Source organism: Thiomonas sp. X19, from assembly GCF_900089495.1.
GTDB lineage: Bacteria > Pseudomonadota > Gammaproteobacteria > Burkholderiales > Burkholderiaceae_C > Thiomonas_A.
In genome coordinates, this window is sequence record NZ_LT605203.1 from 694,309 (window position 1) to 712,599 (window position 18,291).

General features: G+C 67.1%; 13 protein-coding genes and 1 pseudogene. 9 read left to right on the forward strand and 5 right to left on the reverse strand.

Features of this window, described 5'->3' with window-relative positions; translation table 11 throughout:
* Position 1: 1 nt before the first annotated feature.
* On the forward strand, positions 2-940 hold the full coding sequence (locus tag THIX_RS03290; RefSeq protein WP_112484907.1) for a transglutaminase family protein: 939 nt from the start codon (positions 2-4) through the stop codon (positions 938-940).
* Between the two features lie 186 nt (positions 941-1,126).
* Here the strand turns inward: THIX_RS03290 and THIX_RS24745 are convergent.
* From THIX_RS24745 to THIX_RS03315, 5 genes and pseudogenes are all read right to left on the reverse strand, one after another.
* Positions 1,127-1,411 (reverse strand): annotated as a pseudogene (locus THIX_RS24745) (MFS transporter); the annotation flags it as partial.
* Positions 1,412-1,558: 147 nt separating this feature from the next.
* On the reverse strand, positions 1,559-1,891 hold the full coding sequence (locus tag THIX_RS03300) for a chemotaxis protein (protein WP_112484909.1): 333 nt from the start codon (positions 1,889-1,891) through the stop codon (positions 1,559-1,561).
* A gap of 154 nt (positions 1,892-2,045) precedes the next feature.
* Positions 2,046-2,429: a GlpM family protein gene (locus THIX_RS03305; RefSeq protein ID WP_233224373.1), complete on the reverse strand. Its 384-nt coding sequence runs from the start codon at positions 2,427-2,429 to the stop codon at positions 2,046-2,048.
* A gap of 22 nt (positions 2,430-2,451) precedes the next feature.
* Positions 2,452-6,060, reverse strand: a complete 3,609-nt coding sequence (locus THIX_RS03310; RefSeq protein WP_112484911.1) for an indolepyruvate ferredoxin oxidoreductase family protein — start codon at positions 6,058-6,060, stop codon at positions 2,452-2,454.
* Between the two features lie 245 nt (positions 6,061-6,305).
* Positions 6,306-7,811 carry a PLP-dependent aminotransferase family protein gene (locus THIX_RS03315; RefSeq protein ID WP_112484914.1) on the reverse strand — a complete coding sequence of 502 codons (1,506 nt, stop codon included), beginning with the start codon at positions 7,809-7,811 and terminating at the stop codon, positions 6,306-6,308.
* Positions 7,812-8,225: 414 nt separating this feature from the next.
* Between THIX_RS03315 and THIX_RS03320 the strand changes: the two genes are divergently transcribed.
* The 8 genes from THIX_RS03320 (at position 8,226) to THIX_RS03355 (ending at position 18,290) form a co-directional block, all read left to right on the forward strand.
* On the forward strand, positions 8,226-9,443 hold the full coding sequence (locus tag THIX_RS03320) for an ABC transporter ATP-binding protein (protein WP_112484916.1): 1,218 nt from the start codon (positions 8,226-8,228) through the stop codon (positions 9,441-9,443).
* Positions 9,424-10,713: a spermidine/putrescine ABC transporter substrate-binding protein gene (locus THIX_RS03325; protein WP_112484918.1), complete on the forward strand. Its 1,290-nt coding sequence runs from the start codon at positions 9,424-9,426 to the stop codon at positions 10,711-10,713. Before THIX_RS03320 ends, THIX_RS03325 begins: the two co-directional genes overlap by 20 nt.
* A gap of 100 nt (positions 10,714-10,813) precedes the next feature.
* Positions 10,814-11,704 carry an ABC transporter permease gene (locus tag THIX_RS03330; protein WP_112484920.1) on the forward strand — a complete coding sequence of 297 codons (891 nt, stop codon included), beginning with the start codon at positions 10,814-10,816 and terminating at the stop codon, positions 11,702-11,704.
* Between the two features lie 51 nt (positions 11,705-11,755).
* Entirely contained in the window at positions 11,756-12,622 is an 867-nt protein-coding gene (locus tag THIX_RS03335) for an ABC transporter permease (protein WP_112484922.1), read from the forward strand.
* A 143-nt stretch (positions 12,623-12,765) separates the two neighbouring features.
* Positions 12,766-14,025 carry a DDE-type integrase/transposase/recombinase gene (locus THIX_RS03340; RefSeq protein ID WP_112487438.1) on the forward strand — a complete coding sequence of 420 codons (1,260 nt, stop codon included), beginning with the start codon at positions 12,766-12,768 and terminating at the stop codon, positions 14,023-14,025.
* Positions 14,026-14,533: 508 nt separating this feature from the next.
* Positions 14,534-15,325 (forward strand): gamma-glutamyl-gamma-aminobutyrate hydrolase family protein, encoded by a 792-nt coding sequence (locus THIX_RS03345; RefSeq protein WP_112484924.1) that lies wholly within the window; start codon positions 14,534-14,536, stop codon positions 15,323-15,325.
* Positions 15,326-15,416: 91 nt separating this feature from the next.
* Entirely contained in the window at positions 15,417-16,796 is a 1,380-nt protein-coding gene (locus THIX_RS03350; protein ID WP_112488115.1) for a glutamine synthetase family protein, read from the forward strand.
* A 93-nt stretch (positions 16,797-16,889) separates the two neighbouring features.
* The gene (locus tag THIX_RS03355) at positions 16,890-18,290 is read left to right on the forward strand and encodes an aspartate aminotransferase family protein (protein ID WP_112484926.1); all 1,401 of its coding nucleotides are present in this window, start codon (positions 16,890-16,892) and stop codon (positions 18,288-18,290) included.
* Position 18,291: the final 1 nt, after the last annotated feature.

Consider the following 18,291-nt stretch of genomic DNA (forward strand, 5'->3'; position numbering starts at 1 on the left):
CATGAATCAGTCGCAGACGCAGACCAGCGCCAACCTCCTGCCGCGGCACAGCGCAGCCGGCGTGCTCTACCGCGTCGAACACCTCACCGCCTACACCTACGAGGCGCCGGTGGAACTGGCTCATCACCTCGCCCACCTGCGCCCGCGTGACGAAACCACGCAGCAATGCGTGCTGCACGAATGCGTCGTCGGGCCCGCGCCCGACCACGCCAGCGAAGGCCACGACGTGTTCGGCAACGCCCGCCGCCTGTTCGCCTTCTACACCCCGCACGACACCTTGAGCGTCAACGCCATCAGCCTGGTGCGGGTGCAGGCGCCGACCCCGCCCGACTTCGCCGCCAGCCCCGCCTGGGGCCACGTGCGCGACCTGCTGCTCTACCGCGCCGGCAAGCCCTTCGTGGCGCAGGCCGAGTTCAGCTTCGGCAGCCATTTCTCGCCGCTGTTCGCCCAAGCCACCGCCTACGCCGCGCCCAGCTTCACCCCGCGCCGCCCGCTGCTCGAAGGCGCGCTGGACCTGATGCACCGCATCCACGCCGATTTCACCTACGACCCCGAAAGCACCGAGGCCCACACCCGCGCGCCGCAAGCCCTGGAACTGCGCCACGGCGTCTGCCAGGACTACGCCCATGTCATGCTCTCCGCCCTGCGCGGCGTGGGTCTGGCGGCGCGTTACGTCAGCGGCTACCTGCGCTCGCGCCCGCCCCCCGGCGAAGCGCAGCTGGTGGGCGCCGACGCCTCGCACGCCTGGGTGGAGGTCTGGTGCCCGGCGCATGGCTGGGTCGAGTTCGACCCCACCAACGACCGCCAACCCGCGGCCGACTACGTGCGCGTCGCCGTCGGCCGCGACTTCGCCGACGTCTCCCCCCTGCGTGGCGTCATCCGCGGCGGTGGCGAACACACGCTGGACGTGGCGGTCAGGGTGAGTGCGGTGGAGGAGTGAGACGGGGTGGCATCCGCGCATGCTGGAGCCAGTGGCGCCACGCGCTTCAGCGCGGTCCGCAGGCGGGGCAGGGTCGGCAGGCCCTGCTTGCCATGCGCCGAGGCATCGCCCATCCCGCCCAGGCGCGGCAGGCCAGGGCCGCGGCCATGGGCCAGGCGGCGTGTGTTGCGCCAGCGCGGCCACCGCGGTGCCGGCCAAGCCGAAGCCCGCCAGCACGCCGAACACCCAGCGCCAATCGGCATGCCGCACCAGCCAGCCACCGGCCAGCGGCGCCAGGATGGGCGCCAGGCCGAGCACCAGGGCGAGGCGCGAAAACACCCGCGCCACCTGCTCGGGGGCGAACCAGTCGCGCACCATGCTGCGCACCAGGACGATGCCGGCGCAGCCGCTCAAACCCTGCGCCGCGCCGGGGCTGGTGCGCAAGTCCTGTCCGATCTGGCCCGAAAGCGGGCGGATCCTGTCGATCGACATGGGCGCAAACGCCGTGAGCAGGCTCAGCACCAGCAGGCGCCACAAGCGCAGCCAGCTTGAGGGTCGAGCCGGGGCCTGGGCCGTCGCATCCGCCGGCGCGGCAGCGGGACCGGTGTCGGCCCCGCTGCCTTCGCCCTTGACGGGGCTTCAGCGCCAGACCGCATAGCCCGCCAAGACCGTGGCCAGCAGCGCCAGGGCCAGCGCGGCGGCGCTCCACCAGCGTTGCCGGCGTTGGGCCGCGGCCAGTTCCACCCCGGCCTGCTCCAGCGCGCCCAGCGCCTGCTGCAGTTGCAGCGCCAGTTCGCGCACATGCTCGGCGTTGCGCGTCACGGCGGTTTGCAGTTCGGCCAGTTGCTGCTGGCTGGCATCGGCCGCTTCCTTGGCCTGCTTGCGCTGACCAAACACCGGCAGCGCAACCTTGGCCAGCGATTCGAGATAGGGCAGGGCGGTGTTGAGGGCGGCAAGCCAGGAGGCGGGCATGATGGGGCGAGGTCGTGAATGTGGAGATGCGCCGGGCGATGCGGCGCGGTGCGCGGCAAGGCACAAGCGTATCGGCAAATCGGCGCGAGGTTGCGCGCGAGCGCGGCGCGACAGCCGCTGATGTCGCGCCGCTGATGCCCGGCGGCCAGCGCCCTCAGCCCGCGTGCAGCCGCGACCAGGCCAGGATCAGCACGCCCGCCGCCAGCAGCCACAGCAGCGTGGCGCTGGCCAGGGCCCATCCCAGCGGCAGGCGGTCGGCCAGGGCGTACACCGCCAGCAGATACGCCGCATACGGCAGCATGGCCCACAGCCCGAACACCACCGTGGCCCTGAGCGCGGCAGGCCCGTGTTCACGCCCCACCAGCACATGGGCGACGAGGGCGAAGGTCGGAAACAACGGCACCAGCCCGGCGATGACGTAGTTGCGGCTGGCCGCGAGCACCGCGATGAGCAGGGCTGCGGCAGCGCCGAGCGCGGCCTTGAGGGCGAGGGTCAGCATGGGCGCGATGGTGCGCGCGCCCATGGCCGGTGTGGACACGCGGCGCCGCCGCAAGCGCCGCTCATGCGGCGACGTTGTCCGCCGCAGCGCGCGGCAGCACGGCCTCACCACCCTCGCGCCACTGCCGCATCAGCCCATCCCACTGCGGCAGCACCTGGGCGAGATGCCGGGCGCGGATGTGGCCGTAGCCGCGGATGTGCTCGGGCAGGCTGGCGATCCGCACCGCCAGCGCCAGGTTCTGCGGCGTCAGGCCGGCGAGCAGTTCGTCCACGGTGGCGCGGTAGCGGGCCAGGGTGGCGCGGTCCTCGCGGCGTTCCGCGGTGCGGCCGAACAGGTCGAGCGCGGTGCCGCGCAGCGCCTTGCCGTGGCGCAGCAGCTTGAACAGGCTGCCGATCCAGGGGCCGAACTCGCGTTTGACCAACTCCCCCTTGGTGTTGCGCTTCGCGAGCATGGGCGGGGCCAGGTGGTAATGCAGCTTGAAGTCGCCTTCGAACTGGCCTTGCAGTTGTTGCGCGAATGCGGGGTCGGCGTGCAGCCGGGCGACTTCGTATTCGTCCTTGATGGCCATGAGTTTGAACAGGTCCTTGGCCACGGCCTCGCTCAGGCGTGTGGATGGCAGCGCAGCCTCGGCGCTCTGCACCCGGGCGACCACCTCGGCGTACTGCGCCGCATAGGCCGCATTCTGGTAGGCGGTGAGGAACTCGACGCGGCGCTTCACCACTTCGTCCAGCGACGGCCGGCGCGCCAGGGTGATGACCTGTTCCGTGGTGGCCAGCGCGGCGAAGCCTTGCGGATCGTGCGCGGCGCGGCGGCCCCATTCGAATGCGGCCTTGTTCTTCTCCACCTGCACGGCATTGAGCTCGAAGGCGCGCAGCAGTGCGGCCTGGCCCAGCGGAATCCAGCCCTTTTGCCAGGCGAAACCGAGCAGCATGGGGTTGGCATAGATGGCGTCGCCGAGCAGGCGCAGCGAGGCGGCTTCGGCGTCGAAACCGGCCACCTGGTCGGCGCCGGCAGCCTGGGCGATGGTCTGGCTGCAGACCGCGCCGGGGAACTGCCAGTCGGGCTGGTGCACGAAGGTGGCGGTGGGCGCGCCATGGGTGTTGAGCGCCACGAACGTGCGGCCCTCGCGCACGCGGGAGAGGGTTTCGCGGTCGGCGGTGACGATGGGGTCGCAGCCGAGGATGAGTTCGGCCTCGGCCATGGCCACGCGGGTGGTGTGAATCTGCTGTGGCGTGTCGGCAATGAGCACATGGCTCCAGGTGGCGCCGCCTTTTTGCGCCAAGCCGGCAGCGTCTTGCGTGACGATGCCCTTGCCTTCGATATGCGCCGCCACCCCCAGCAACTGGCCGATGGTGATGACCCCGGTGCCGCCAACCCCCGCCACCAGAATGCCGTAGCAGCCACCGCCGGCGCGGTCGGCCTTCACCGGGGCAGGGACGACGGGCTCGGGCAGCGGCGGCAGCGCGTCGAGGTTCGGTCCCTGCTTGGCCACGGGCTTGCGCAACTGCCCGCCTTCCACCGTGACGAAGCTGGGGCAGAAGCCCTTGAGGCAGGAAAAGTCCTTGTTGCAGGTGCTCTGGTTGATGGTGCGCTTGCGGCCGAACTCGGTTTCCAGCGGCTCCACCGACAGGCAGTTGCTTTGCTCGGAGCAGTCGCCGCAGCCCTCGCACACCAGGGGGTTGATGACCACGCGGCGGGCCGGGTCCACCATCTTGCCGCGCTTGCGCAAGCGGCGTTTTTCGGTGGCGCAGTATTGGTCGTAGATGATGACCGTCACGCCCGCCTCTTCGCGCAGGCGCAGCTGGATGGCGTCGAGTTCGTCGCGGTGGTGCACTGTCACGCCGGAGGCGAGGTCGGTGACCTGCTGGTACTTCTCCGGCTCGTCCGTGACGACGACGATCTCCCGCGCGCCCTCGGCCTGCAGTTCGCGGCTGATCTGCGCCACGCTCAGGCTGCCTTCCACCGGCTGGCCGCCGGTCATGGCGACGGCGCCGTTGTACAGAATCTTGTAGGTGATGTTGGCCTTGGCCGAGATCGCCTGGCGGATGGCGAGCAGGCCCGAGTGGTAGTAGGTGCCGTCGCCCAGATTGGCGAACACATGCTTGTCTTTGGTGAACGGCGCCTGGCCCACCCAGGCCGCGCCTTCGCCGCCCATCTGGCTGAAGGTGGAGGTGCTGCGGTCCATCCACACCACCATGTAATGGCAGCCGATGCCGGCCAGGCCGCGCGAGCCATCGGGCACGCGGGTGCTGGTGTTGTGCGGGCAGCCGGAGCAGAACCAGGGCGGGCGTTTCTCGCCCACCGGCATGGCGGCAAGCGCGCGCTCCTTGGCGTTGATCACGTCCACGCGCTGCTGCACGCGGCGCTGCACGTCCACCCCGGCCTCGCGCAGGATGCCCAGCCGTTCCAGCCGACCGGCAATGGCGCGGGCGATGACCGCGGGATTCAAGTCGCCCTTGGCCGTGAGCAGCCAGTTGGCGCCGGGGTTGGGCTGGCTCCATTCGCCGCCGGAGTTGTCGCCGGGAAGCTCGTCGAACTTGCCGATCACGTTCGGGCGCACGTCTTCGCGCCAGTTGTAGAGTTCTTCCTTGAGCTGGTATTCAATGACCTGGCGCTTTTCCTCCACCACCAAAATTTCTTGCAGCCCGGTTGCGAACTCGCGCGTGAGCTGGGCCTCCAGCGGCCACACCACGGCCACCTTGTGCAGGCGGATGCCGAGTTGCGCGCATGTGGCGTCGTCCAGCCCGAGGTCGGCCAGCGCCTGGCGGGTGTCGTTGTAAGCCTTGCCCGAAGCCATGATGCCGAGACGCGCATGCGGGCTGTCGATGACGGTGTGGTTCAGCCGGTTGGCGCGGATATAGGCCAGCGCGGCGTACCACTTCACGTCCATCAGCCGCGCTTCCTGGGAGAGCGGATCGTCCGGCCAGCGGATGTGCACGCCGCCTTCGGGCATGGCGAAATCGCTCGGCAGTGCAATGCGCACGCGGTCCGCCGCCACGTCCACCGAGGCCGACGACTCGACCACTTCCTGGATGGTCTTCATCCCCGCCCAGACGCCGGAATAGCGGCTCATGGCGAAGGCGTGTAGGCCCAGGTCCAGGATGTCCTGCACATTGCTGGGGAAGAACACCGGCAGGCCGCAGGCCTTGAAGATGTGGTCGCTCTGGTGTGCGGCGGTGGAGCTTTTCGCCACATGGTCGTCGCCCGCCACCGCGATCACGCCGCCGTGTTTGGCGGTGCCTGCCATATTGGCGTGCTTGAACACGTCCGAGCAGCGGTCCACGCCCGGGCCCTTGCCGTACCAGATGCCGAACACGCCGTCGAACTTGTTCTGCTCGGGGTAAAGGTCGAGCTGCTGCGTGCCCCACAAGGCGGTGGCGCCAAGCTCCTCGTTCACCCCCGGCTGGAACACGATGTTGTTCGCCGCCAGCTGCTTCTGGGCCTTCCACAGCGCCTGGTCGTAACCGCCCAGCGGCGAGCCGCGATAGCCGGAAATGAAGCCCGCGGTGTTGAGCCCGGACAAGGCATCGCGCTGGCGCTGCAACAGCGGCAGGCGCACCAGGGCATGAATGCCGCTCATGAAGGCGCGGCCGGATTCGAGGGTGTATTTGTCGTCGAGCGAAACCAGCTCGAGCGCCCGACGGATGGATTCGGGCAAAGGTGCGTTCATGGCGCGTGTCTCCTGAGTGGCGGCCTGTGCAGGGTATGCGGCCAGCCGGTGCAGCGCAAGCTGCGGTTTGTGCGTCTGGCCCTGGAACGTGTTGCACCCCGGGCCGCCTCCGCGCCTTGTGGGCGCGGGCTGATCATCAGCAGAACGATGCTAGTGCGACAACGCCGGAATTGCCAGAACGCGCGGGGAAAACACGGCTCGACGCGCAGCTCGGCAGACCACGCGCCAGGCCCATGCGCCAAGCTTCAATCCAGCGCTTGGCGGATCAGCTCGCACAGCTTCTTGGCCCACGGCGCCACGCGTTCGGTGGGCACGTAGGCGTAGCCGAGGATGAGGCCTTGCTGTTGCGGCTCGCCGATGGAGTAGCGCGACAGCGGGCGCACCGTCATGCCCTGGGCGGCGGCGGCGGTGGCGATGGCTTCGTCGTCAACGCCGGGGTCCTGGAACACCAGGCACAGATGCAGCCCCGAGTCCTGGCCGGAGATGCGCACGCGGTCGCCCAGGCATTGCTGGATGTGCCGCGCCAGGACGTCGCGCCGCGTCTGGTAGGCCACGCGCAGGCGGCGGATCAGGGTGTTGAGGTGGCCTTCGGTGATGAAGTCGGTGAGCGCCGCCTGCAGCATCAGCTGGCCCGGCCGGTACAGGTCGTACAGCCCGGTGTTGAAGGCCGGCACCAGGTCCTTGGGCACCACCAGATAACCCAGGCGGATGCCGGGATACATGACCTTGGAGAAGGTGCCCGAGTACAGCACCTGGGCATGCTCGTCCAGGCCTTGCAGGCTGGCGTAGGGGCGGCCGGTGTAGCGGAATTCGCTGTCGTAGTCGTCTTCGAAAATCCAGCAGCGGCGGCGCGCGGCGAACTCCAGCAGGGCACGCCGGCGCGGCAGGCTCATGACATGGCCGAGCGGGTACTGATGCGAGGGCGTGACGTAGATCAGCCGCGGGTTGCCCTGCCAGTCGGTGGCCGATGGGGCGATGCCTTCGGCGTCCACGCCGATGGGCCGCAGCTTCAGCCCCGCTGCCTGCAGCGCGCGGCGCGCGCCCCAGTAGCATGGGTTCTCCACCCAGGCCTCGTCGCCGTGGTCGGTGAGCAGGCGCGCGGCGAGGTCGATGGACTGCTGCGTGCCCGAGGTGATGAGCACCTGCTCGGGCGTCACCCGCACCGAGCGCGACAGCGTGAGGTATTGGGCGATGGCCACGCGCAGCGGCATGTAGCCGCCCTCCTGGCCGTAGTCCAGCAGGTTGCGGTCCAGGCTGCGCCAGTATTTGGCCTGCAGCTTCTGCCACAGCTGGATGGGGAATTCGGTGAACTCGATCGTCCCCGGGGCGAAGGGCTGCACCTCGTACTGCGCCGAGCCCGAGCTTTGCGTCAGCAGGCAGCCGCGCTGCGACAAATCGCGCGGGTTGGCGTCGGCCTCGCGCGCCTGGCGGGCGCGGCTGGAGTTGGCGGGAGTCAGCGGCCGCTGGTCGGGCAGGGCGTCCGACACATAGGTGCCGCTGCCTTGCTGCGCCGTGAGGTAGCCCTCGGCGACGAGCTGGCCCACCGCCGACATCACGGTGTTGCGCGACAGGTCGAGGTCGCGGGCCAGGTCGCGGGTGGATGGCAGTTGCGTGCCGGCGGTGAGGTGCCCGCCCAGGATGGTGCTGCGCAAGGTCTGGTACAGCCGACGGTTGAGCGGTGCGGCGTGATGCGGGTTGTCGGCCCGGTGCAACTCGGTCAGCAGCAGTTCGGCAAGATCGTAAGAACGCATGGGGGCGAGGCGGTGCTGGAGCGGGCGGTGACGCAAGCTTAAGTGGCTCCATCGAAAAAACCTAGAGCACCAATGCCCATGAGGCCATTGATCGCGACCGCGCGCAAGCCGGTCCGCGCCGCCGAATGGGGTGCATTCGATTATCGTGGAGCGGTGAGCGATTATCGAGTCATTCGAGTTTTTGGGTTTTCATTCGATCATGGGCTGATTTTCTCGCGCCCCACCGGGGGCACCATGCAAACGGAATGCCGGGATGCGGCCTGGCGACCGGCGCCAGGCACCAAGCCCGCGCTGCGATGGGGTTCTCACGCACCAAGACGGGGTTTATCAAAGCCCGGGGCATTCCCCATAAAGTGTTACAGATGAAGGTGAAAATTACACCAGGCCGTAACCTGGGATTCCTAGAATCGGCTGATGGATTCTCCCTCGTCCTGGCATTCGACGCGCCCTTCGGAAAATCACCGCGATGATTTTCGCGAAGCCAGCGCAGCGGCATCGGCCTCCGGCTGGGACCTGCGGCTGGAGCGCGTGAGCAAGACCTATGGCGCCGCCAATGTGGTGGACGGCGTTTCGCTGCACATCGCCGCCGGCGAGTTCTTCAGCCTGCTCGGCCCCTCCGGCAGCGGCAAGACCACGACCCTGAACATGGTGGGCGGTTTCGAGCTGCCCAGCCAGGGCAGCATCCTGCTCGGCGGCGTGGACATCACCCACCAGGCGGCGCACCGGCGCGACATCAACACGGTGTTCCAGTCGTACGCCCTGTTTCCGCATCTGGACGTGTTCGAGAACGTCGCCTTCGGCCTGCGTCGCAAGGGCCAGAGCGGCAAGGAGCTGAGCCGCCGGGTGCATGAGATGCTCGATCTGGTGGCGCTGCGCGGCCACGAAAAGCGCCGGCCGAGCCAGCTCTCCGGTGGCCAGCAGCAGCGCGTGGCGCTGGCGCGGGCGCTGGTGAACCGGCCGAAGCTGCTGCTGCTGGACGAGCCGCTGGGCGCGCTCGACCTGAAGCTGCGCAAGCAGATGCAGATCGAGCTCAAGCGCATCCAGTCCGAGGTCGGCATCACCTTCCTGTTCGTCACCCACGACCAGGAGGAGGCGATGGTCATGTCCGACCGCCTGGCGGTGATGTCCGGCGGGCGCGTGGCCCAGGTGGGCGCGCCGCAGGCGGTGTACGACCACCCGGAGAACACATTCGTCGCCACCTTTCTCGGCGCCTCGAACCTGCTCGACGGTGAGCTCGATGGCCAGGACGGCGAGCGCCTGGCGGTGCGGCTGCCGCGCGGCGGCCGGGTGCACGCCGCGGCGCGCGAAGCCACGGTGCGCGGCCCGCGGGTGCAGGTCGGCGTGCGGCCGGAGAAGATCGTGCTGTTCGCGCCGGGCACCGCCTTGCCGGATGGCTGGAACGCCCTGGAGGGGCGCATCGAGCTGGTCGCCTATATCGGCGTGAGCCATCAATACAGCGTCGCGGTGGACGGCGGACCAGCCTTCACCGTGGTCGCCCAGAACCTCGGCGCGGGCTTGTCCCCGCAGCGTGGTGATGCCGTGCGGCTGGGCTGGCAGCCGCGCCACACTTTTGTGGTCGAACCGTCCAGCGTCCTCGCTCCGGAGCAAGACAATGAAACGCACACGCCCTGAATCCGACACCTGCCAAGTCGACGGCGCCGGCCTGCGCCTGTCCCCCGCGCTGCTGCGCGGCCTCACCCAGCCTCGCTTGTCCGAGATGCTGAAAATGAACCGGCGCGGTTTCCTCAGCGCCACCGGCGCAGCCATCGGCCTGGCCGCATTCGGCCTGCCCGAGATGGCGCAGGCGGCCGCCTGGTCGAAGATGAGCATGGCGCAGTGGATGGACTGGTGGAAGCAGCAAAAGCCCACCAAGGAGCTGGTGTTCGCCAACTGGCCGCTGTACATCGACGTCACCAAGGCCGGCGCGCATCCCACGCTGGAGATGTTCACCAAGGAAACCGGCATCGCGGTGAAATACCTCGAGCCCATCCAGTCCAACCCCGAGTTCTTCGCCAAGATCGCGCCGCTGCTCAAGTCCGGCGAGGCCACCGGCTACGACCTCGCGGTGATGACCAACGACGCCTACCAGTTCACCGAAGTGCTGCAGCAGCATTGGGCCATTCCGCTGTGGAGGGAGAAACTGCCGAACGTGTGGAAGTACGCATCGCCCAGCATCCTCAACCCCGTCTACGATCCGCACAACACCTACTCCACGGTGTGGCAGTCGGGCTTCACCGGCATCGGCTACAACCCCAAGCTGACCAAGCGCGAGATCACCTCGGTGGCCGACCTCTGGGACCCGGCGTTCAAAGGCCATGTGGGCATGTTCAAGAACCCCACGCAGTACGGCGACTTCGGCCTGCTCAAGCTCGGCATCGACCCGGCCAAGGCCACCCCGGCGGACTGGGAGGCCGCCGCCGAGGAACTGCTGGCGCAGCGCAAGGCGGGCCTGGTGCGGCAGTACTACGACCAGAGCTACATCAAGGCGCTCGAGAGCGGCGACACCTGGATTTCCATGGCCTGGTCGGGCGACATCTACCAGGCCAACACCCAGGGCTACAAGGACCTCAAGTTCATCATCCCGAAGGAAGGGGCGATGTACTGGCACGACAATATGTTCATCCCCATCGGCGCGAAAAACCCGCTGAGCGCGCTGGAATGGATGAACTTCTACTACACCCCCAAGATCGCCGGACTGGTGGAAGACTATGTGAACTACGTCTGCCCGGTCCCGGCGGCGCAGGCCTATATCCGCGACGTCATCAAGGATCCGGCGGTGGCCGACAGCGATCTCGTCTTTCCCGACGAGGCGATGATGGCCAAGGCGCGCAACTACTACGTGTTCAAGAGCTACGCCGAGTTCCAGCACTATCTGCGCATCTTCAATCCGGTGGTGATGTGACGTCGGCATGAGCGCCCCCGGACCTGCCGCTTCGCGTCAGGCCCCCCGAGGGGGGCCAAGGAAACTTGGGAACGGCCCGGCGTTTCCTTGCGAGTCCCGTATGACTGCCGCAACACACCCCGGCCGGCGCTGGCGCTGGGGGCGGGCCGCCGCCCCCTATCTGCTGAGCCTGCCGGCCTGGACCTATCTGCTGCTGTTTTTCGTCGTGCCGCTGGCCGCGATGCTGATGCTCTCGGCCGCCACCGGCGACCCGATTTCGGGCTACGCCTACACCGGCCATTACATCGAGTTCGCGCACGCCATCGAGCGCTACCACCGCCCGTTCATCCGTTCGTTCGAGTACGGCGCGGCGTCCACCCTCATCACCTTCGCCATCGCCTACCCGGCGTCCTACTGGATCGCGTTTTACGGTGGGCGCCGCAAGGCCGGCTATCTGTTCCTGCTGCTGCTGCCCTTCTTCGTCACCTTCGTCATCCGCACCCTGGCCTGGCAGTTCATCTTGAGCGACCAGGGCATGGTGCTGGGCACGCTCAAGCACTGGGGCTTGCTGTCGCCAAGCGCGCACTTCCTCTCCACGCCGGAGGCGGTCATCGCCGGCGTGGTCTACAACCGCCTGCCGTATTACGTCATGCCGCTGTTCGTCGCGCTGGAAAAAATCGACCGCCGCCTGCTGCGCGCCGCCGAAGACCTGTACGCCAGCCCTTACGCGCGCTTCATGCATGTGGTGCTGCCGCTGTCCACACCGGGCATCTTCGCCGGTTTTTTGCTGGTGTTCATCACCAACACCGGCGACTACGTCAACGCCGAGATCCTCGGTGGGCCCGGCACGCTGATGATCGGCAACATCATCAACAACGGCTTTTTCACCGACCAGAATTATTCGATGGCCGCGGCGCTGTCCTCGCTGCTGCTGCTGCTGGCCATGCTGCTGGTGATCGCGCTGTACGCACGCGTGTTCGGCACCGAGAGCATCCAGGATTACGCCGCCTGAGCGCCGCCTGAGCGCCCCCTGAGCGCCGCCCGAGGCCAAGAGAGCCACGCCATGTCCTCCGCCCCCGGCGCCGCTGCGTCCACCCCGCCCGTCACCACGCCTGCGGCCCCGCGGGTCCACCGCCCGCGCCGCGCCTGGGCCCGCACCCTGCTGCATGCCTACACCTGGCTGGTCATCGCCTTCGTGCTGGTGCCCATCGTGGTGATGGTGGTGTACAGCTTCAACCAGACGCCCAACGGCCGCGTGACGCTGAACTGGCAGGGTTTCACCACCTACTGGTACGCGCACGCCTTCGGCATTGCCGACCTCACCACGGCGCTGTGGCATTCGCTGGAGATCGCCAGCGGCAGCACCGTCATCGCCGTGTTGCTGGGCACGCCGATGGCGCTGGCCATGGGGCGCTGGCGGTTTCGCGCCAAGCCGCTGTCGGACCTGCTGGTCTTCACCGACATCGCCGCGCCCTCGGTGGTGGTGGGGGCTTCGCTGCTGTCGTTTTTCATCGCCCTGAACGTGCCGCAGGGGCTGCTCACCATCCTCATCGCCCATGTGGCTTTCGAGCTGGCCTTCGTCGTCGCCGTGATCCGCGCCCGCGTCTCGGGGTTGGACCGCATGCTCGACCGCGCCGCCGCCGACCTCGGCGCCACGCCCTGGGCCACCTTCCGCCATGTCACCTTCCCGCTCATCCTGCCCGGGCTGTTCGGTGCCGGGGCGCTGGCGTTCGGGCTGTCGATCGACGATGTCATCATCACCAACTTCGTCGCCGGCCCCAAGCTCACCTTTCCGCTGTGGGTCTACGGCGCGGTGAAGGTGGGCATTCCGCCGCAGGTGTTCGTGCTCAGCACCTACATCTTCCTCGGCGGCCTGGTTCTGGCCGGGGTGAACGCGCTGGTGGCGCGGCGCAACCCGAGCCTACCATAAGCTTAGCAGGCCCGGGCACGGCCAGCCTTGTCCAACGTGGAATGAGCCTGAGCGAGGCGCGTCTTTCCATCGAGGGATGAGCCTGAAGGCGGGTTCGGGTCTGAGTTTCAAGCGGGTTGATCATCCACAGGATGGTGATCAACATGGACGACACGCGACTGACCACAATCGCGCAACTCGAGCAATTTCTCAGCGCCAATGCACAAGTTGCGTTTTCACCGCACGGCGACGATGCGCAGCGCTACGCCCACATCAGTCGGGTTCTGCGGCGGCTTGACTACCCCCGACGCACCAAGTGTGAACGCGGGGTGGTGCTGGCCTATTTGCGTCACACCAGCGGTTACAGCCGCGCGCAACTCACGCGCCTGGTGCGCCGGTGGCAGGCCAACCGCCTGGCCGCAGAGCCGCTGGTCAAGCGTTACGGCGCCCCGGCAGCCCCCTTTGCCCGCAAGTTCACGCCCGGCGATGTGACGCTGCTCGTGGAGATGGACCGCGCCCATGAGGATGTCTGCGGCCCGGCCATCGCGCACCTGCTGCAGCGGGCCTACCACGTCTATGGCGACGCGCGCTATGCCCGCCTGGCCACGCTGTCAGTCTCGCACCTGTACAACCTGCGCAAGAGCGCTGGCTACCGCGCCCAGCGCCTGCATGTCACCAAGACCCGCCCGGTGAACAACCCCATTGGCACGCGGCGCGCACCGCAACCCCAGGGACGCGCAGGCTTTGTGCGCATCGATACCGTGCACCAGGGCGACCAGGACGGCATCAAGGGGGTGTATCACATCACCTGCGTGGATGCGGTCAGCCAATGGCAGGTGCAGGCTTGCGTGCAGGGCATCAGCGAGGCGTATCTGTTGCCCGTGCTGGCCCTGGTCATCGCCCAGTTTCCTTTCGAGATCGCAGGCTTTCATTCGGACAACGGCTCGGAATACATCAACGCCCGCGTGACCAAGATGCTGGAGAAGCTGCGGATCGAGCAGACCAAGTCCCGCTCCCGCCACAGCAACGATAACGCGCTGGCCGAGAGCAAGAACGCCAGCGTGGTGCGCAAACACATGGGGTACAGCCACATCCCGCAGCAGTATGCCCAGAGGATCAATGCCTTCTACCAAACGGTCTTCAACCCTTGGCTCAATGGGCATCGTCCGTGCTTGTTTGCCACGGAGATCACCAGCCCCAAGGGCAAGATCGTCAAGCGCTACGCCCACGCCGATGTGAAGACGCCCCTGGCTTGCCTGGCGCAGCTCAGTGCGCAGGGCTTGGTGCGCTTCAAGGCAGGCATCACGCTAGACGCTTTGCAGGCTCAGGCGGCTGCGCAAACCGATCTGGCCGCCGCTCAGGCCATGCAGCAGGCCAAGGCGGCGCTCTTTGCGCGGTTCAACGCGCCACGGCAACAGGCCTGACAGGGGGCCACTCTGCGCCGCGGGGAACGGATCCATCCCAACCCGCTCAGATCCAAACAGAAAAGACGGCGCGCGTGGGCAGTGCTTGCAGCAAGACTGGAGGGGGGCCTCCGGCGGCCTGGCAGGGGCCTTCCAATCAAAGGTCCAAGCCACAACCCAACCCTCTTTACACTGACCCTTTCAACTTCGATCAACCCGACTTCAAAGAACCCAACTCAACCTGGCTTCAGGCTCATTCCTGAATTAGAAAATACTCGGCCGGCCTCGGTGGGCACCCGGCGCAGCCAAGGCTGCATACACGGCACTGGCCCTAACCGAAAAGCCGATAGTGGCACTTCCGAGGGTGCCATTGTTGACGTATCTTTGTTCATCGAAAGCCAAAAGATCCAGGAAAACCCGTAGCTTAGGTGGTTTCAACGGTCGTCTGCATCGCCGCCAAAGTGGTCGCAGCCGTTCCCGAATTGGCCACCGCTTCAAGCCGCCCGTTTCGCATCCTGAACTCGCTCGTATGCAATCCGTCCTGCCCCTGGTGGCCGTGTCCACCGACCTCAAACTCCTCGCCGGTCACCCGACCTACGCGGTGGCGCAAAAGTATGTCGACCCCGTGCGCGACTTGTCCGGCTGCCTGCCGCTGCTGCTGCCCGCGCTGGGCGAGGCGCTGCCCATCGACGCCCTGCTCGACGTCGTGCATGGCCTGGTGTTCACCGGCTCGCCGTCGAATGTGGAGCCACGCCACTACGGCGCGGCGCTGGCCAACCCCGAATCCCCCGCCGACCCGGCGCGCGACGCCACGACCCTGCCGCTGATCCGCGCTGCCATCGCCCGCGGAGTTCCGGTGTTCGGCATTTGCCGCGGCTTCCAGGAAATCAACGTCGCCCTCGGCGGCAGCCTGCTGCAAGAGGTGCACAACACCGAAGGTTTCGCCGATCACCGCGAGGATGGCGATCTCGACATCGACGGCCAGTACGGCCCCGCCCACGCCGTGTACGCCGTGCCCGGAGGCTGGCTGCAGGGCCTGGTGGAAGCGTCCAGCTGGCAGGTCAACAGTCTGCATGGCCAGGGCATCAAGACCCTGGCGCCCGATCTGCTCGCCCAGGCGCACGCGCCCGACGGGCTGGTCGAGGCCTACAGCCATCGCCACGCCCCCGGTTTCCTGCTCGCGGTGCAGTGGCATCCGGAATGGCAGGCCGCCAACAACCCCGTTTCGCGCAAGCTCTTCGCCGCCTTTGGCGATGCCTGCCGCGACCATGCCAACCGCAATCGCGAACGTCTGCGCCCCCCTGAAGCGAAAGCCGCCTGAAGCATGCTGCCGGACGAACCCGTCCAGGCACCGACTCTGCGACCCGACACCTCGAGGTGCAACCATGAAACGCGATCTGGAAACCGAAAACATGAATACCGACAACCGAAAACAGTGGACCTTCAACGATCTGGAGCGATGGTTGAACGAGCGCCGCATCACCGAAATCGAATGCCTGGTGCCTGACCTCACCGGCGTGGCGCGCGGCAAGATTCTGCCGCGCAGCAAGTTCACCGAAGACCGCGGCATGCGCCTGCCGGAAAGCATCATCGGCCTGACCGTGACGGGCAACTGGCCGGAAGACTCGAATATCGACCAGCTCATCGCCGACACCGACCGCGACATGAATCTGGTGCCCGACCCCAGCACCGTGCGGGTCGTGCCCTGGGCCACCGACCCGACCGCGCAGGTGATTCACGACTGCTATTCCAAGGATGGCGAGCCGGTGGACTATGCGCCGCGCACGGTGCTGAAAAACATCATCAAGCTCTACACCGACAAGGGCTGGGCGCCGGTGGTGGCGCCGGAGCTGGAGTTCTATCTGGTGGACAAAAACACCGACCCCGACCAGCCGCTGCGTCCGCCCATCGGCCGCTCGGGCCGGGCCGAAACCTCGCGCCAGCACTACAGCATCGACGCGGTGAACGAGTTCGATCCGCTGTTCGAGGACATCTACGACTATTGCGAGGCGATGGACCTGGACGTGGACACGCTGATTCACGAAGTCGGCGCGGGGCAGATGGAAATCAACTTCCTGCACGGCGATCCGCTGGACCTGGCCGACAAGGTGTTCTTCTTCAAGCGCACCCTGCGCGAAGCGGCGCTGCGCCACAATATGTTCGCCACCTTCATGGCCAAGCCCATGGCCGGCGAGCCCGGCAGCGCGATGCATGTGCACCAGAGCATCGTCGACCGCAAGACCGGGCAGAACATTTTCAGCAACCCGGACGGCGAGGCTTCGCCCGCTTTCGTCCACTACATCGGCGGGCTGCAGAAATACATTCCGCACGTCATGGCGCTGTTCGCGCCCTACGTCAACTCCTACCGCCGCCTGGTGGCCAACACCGCCGCGCCCACCAATGTGGAGTGGGGCAGCGACAACCGCACCGTGGGCATCCGCGTGCCCAACTCCAATGCGGAGAACCGGCGCATGGAAAACCGCGTCATCGGCGCCGACGCCAATCCCTATGTGGCGCTGGCCGCCAGCCTGGCTTGTGGCTACCTCGGCATGGTCAACGGGATCGAACCGCTGGCCGAAATGAAGAGCAATGCCTACAACCGCCCCAACGCCATTCCGCTGCCGCAAAGCTTGAGCGAGTCGGTGCGCATGCTGGACGACGTGCCCGAACTGGAACAGATTCTGGGCAAGCGTTTTTGCGGCATCTACAAGGCCGTGAAGATGAGCGAGTACGCCGAGTTCATGAAGGTCATCAGCCCCTGGGAGCGCGAGCACCTGCTGCTGCATGTTTGAAGTCAACCACCCTCGAACCCGTTCACGCATTGTTTGCACAGACCGGACCACGAGCCGGTCGGCAATCCTGATCAGCATCGCGCAGAGACCCGCATGAAACTTAACGATCTACCCGCTTTCGACACCGCCACCCTGCGCGCCAAGGACGCCGCGCACCACCTGCATCCCTTCACCGACACCAAGGATCTCAACGCCGGCGGCAGCCGTGTCATCGTGCGCGGCGAAGGCGTGCGCATCTGGGATTCCGAGGGCCACGAAATCATCGACGGCATGTCCGGCCTGTGGTGCGTCAACCTCGGCTACGGCCGGCAGGACCTGGTGGACGCGGCCACCCGGCAAATGCAGCTGCTGCCGTTCTACAACGCGTTTTTCCGCACCACCACCGCGCCGACCATCGAGCTGGCCACGCTGCTGGCCGACGTGGCGCCACCCGGCTTCGAGCATGTGTTCTTCACCAACTCGGGGTCCGAAGGCAACGACACCATCATCCGCCTGGTGCGCCGCTATTGGGATCTGATGGGCCAGCCGCAGCGCAAAACCCTCATCAGCCGCCATAACGCCTACCACGGCAGCACCCTGGGCGGGGCGTCGCTCGGCGGCATGAGCGGCATGCACGCGCAGGGCGATCTGCCGCTGCCGGGCATCACCCATATCGACCAGCCCTACGCCTTGCAGCACGGCAGGCCGGGCGAGAGCGAGCATGCCTTCGGCCTGCGCGCGGCAGGCTGGCTGGAGGCCAAGATTCTGGAGCTGGGCGCCGACAAGGTGGCCGCCTTCATCGGCGAGCCGGTGCAGGGCGCCGGTGGCGTCATCATCCCGCCGGCCAGCTACTGGCCCGAGATTCAACGCATCTGCGACCAGTACGGCGTGCTGTTGGTGTCCGATGAAGTCATCTGCGGCTTCGGCCGGCTCGGCACCTGGTTTGGCTGCCAGCATCCGCACATCAATTTCCGTCCCGACCTCATCACCTTCGCCAAGGGCGTGACCTCGGGCTACCTGCCGCTCGGCGGCGTGCTGGTGAGCGACCGCATCGCCAATGTCCTCATCGAGCAGGGCGGCGATTTCAACCACGGCTTCACCTACTCCGGCCACCCCACCTGCTGCGCCGTGGCCATCGCCAATGTGCAGGCGCTGCGCGCCGAAGGTGTGGTGCAACGCGTGGCCAACGACACGGCGCCCTACCTCGGCGCGCAGTTCGCCACCCTGGCCGACCACCCCCTGGTGGGCGATGCCCAATCCTTGGGCATGGTCGCGGGACTGGTGCTTTACAAGGACAAAGCGACGCGCACCTTGTTCGATGCCGCGCTGGGCGTGGGCTACCGCTGCCGCGACAACTGCTTCAAAAACGGGGTGGTGATGCGCGCCGTGGAGGAACGCATGATCATCGCGCCGCCACTGGTCATCAGCCACGCTGAAATCGACGAAATGATCCGCCGGATTCGACGCAGTCTGGACGACACAGTGGCTGGTCTTCGGGCCGATGGGCTGCTATAAA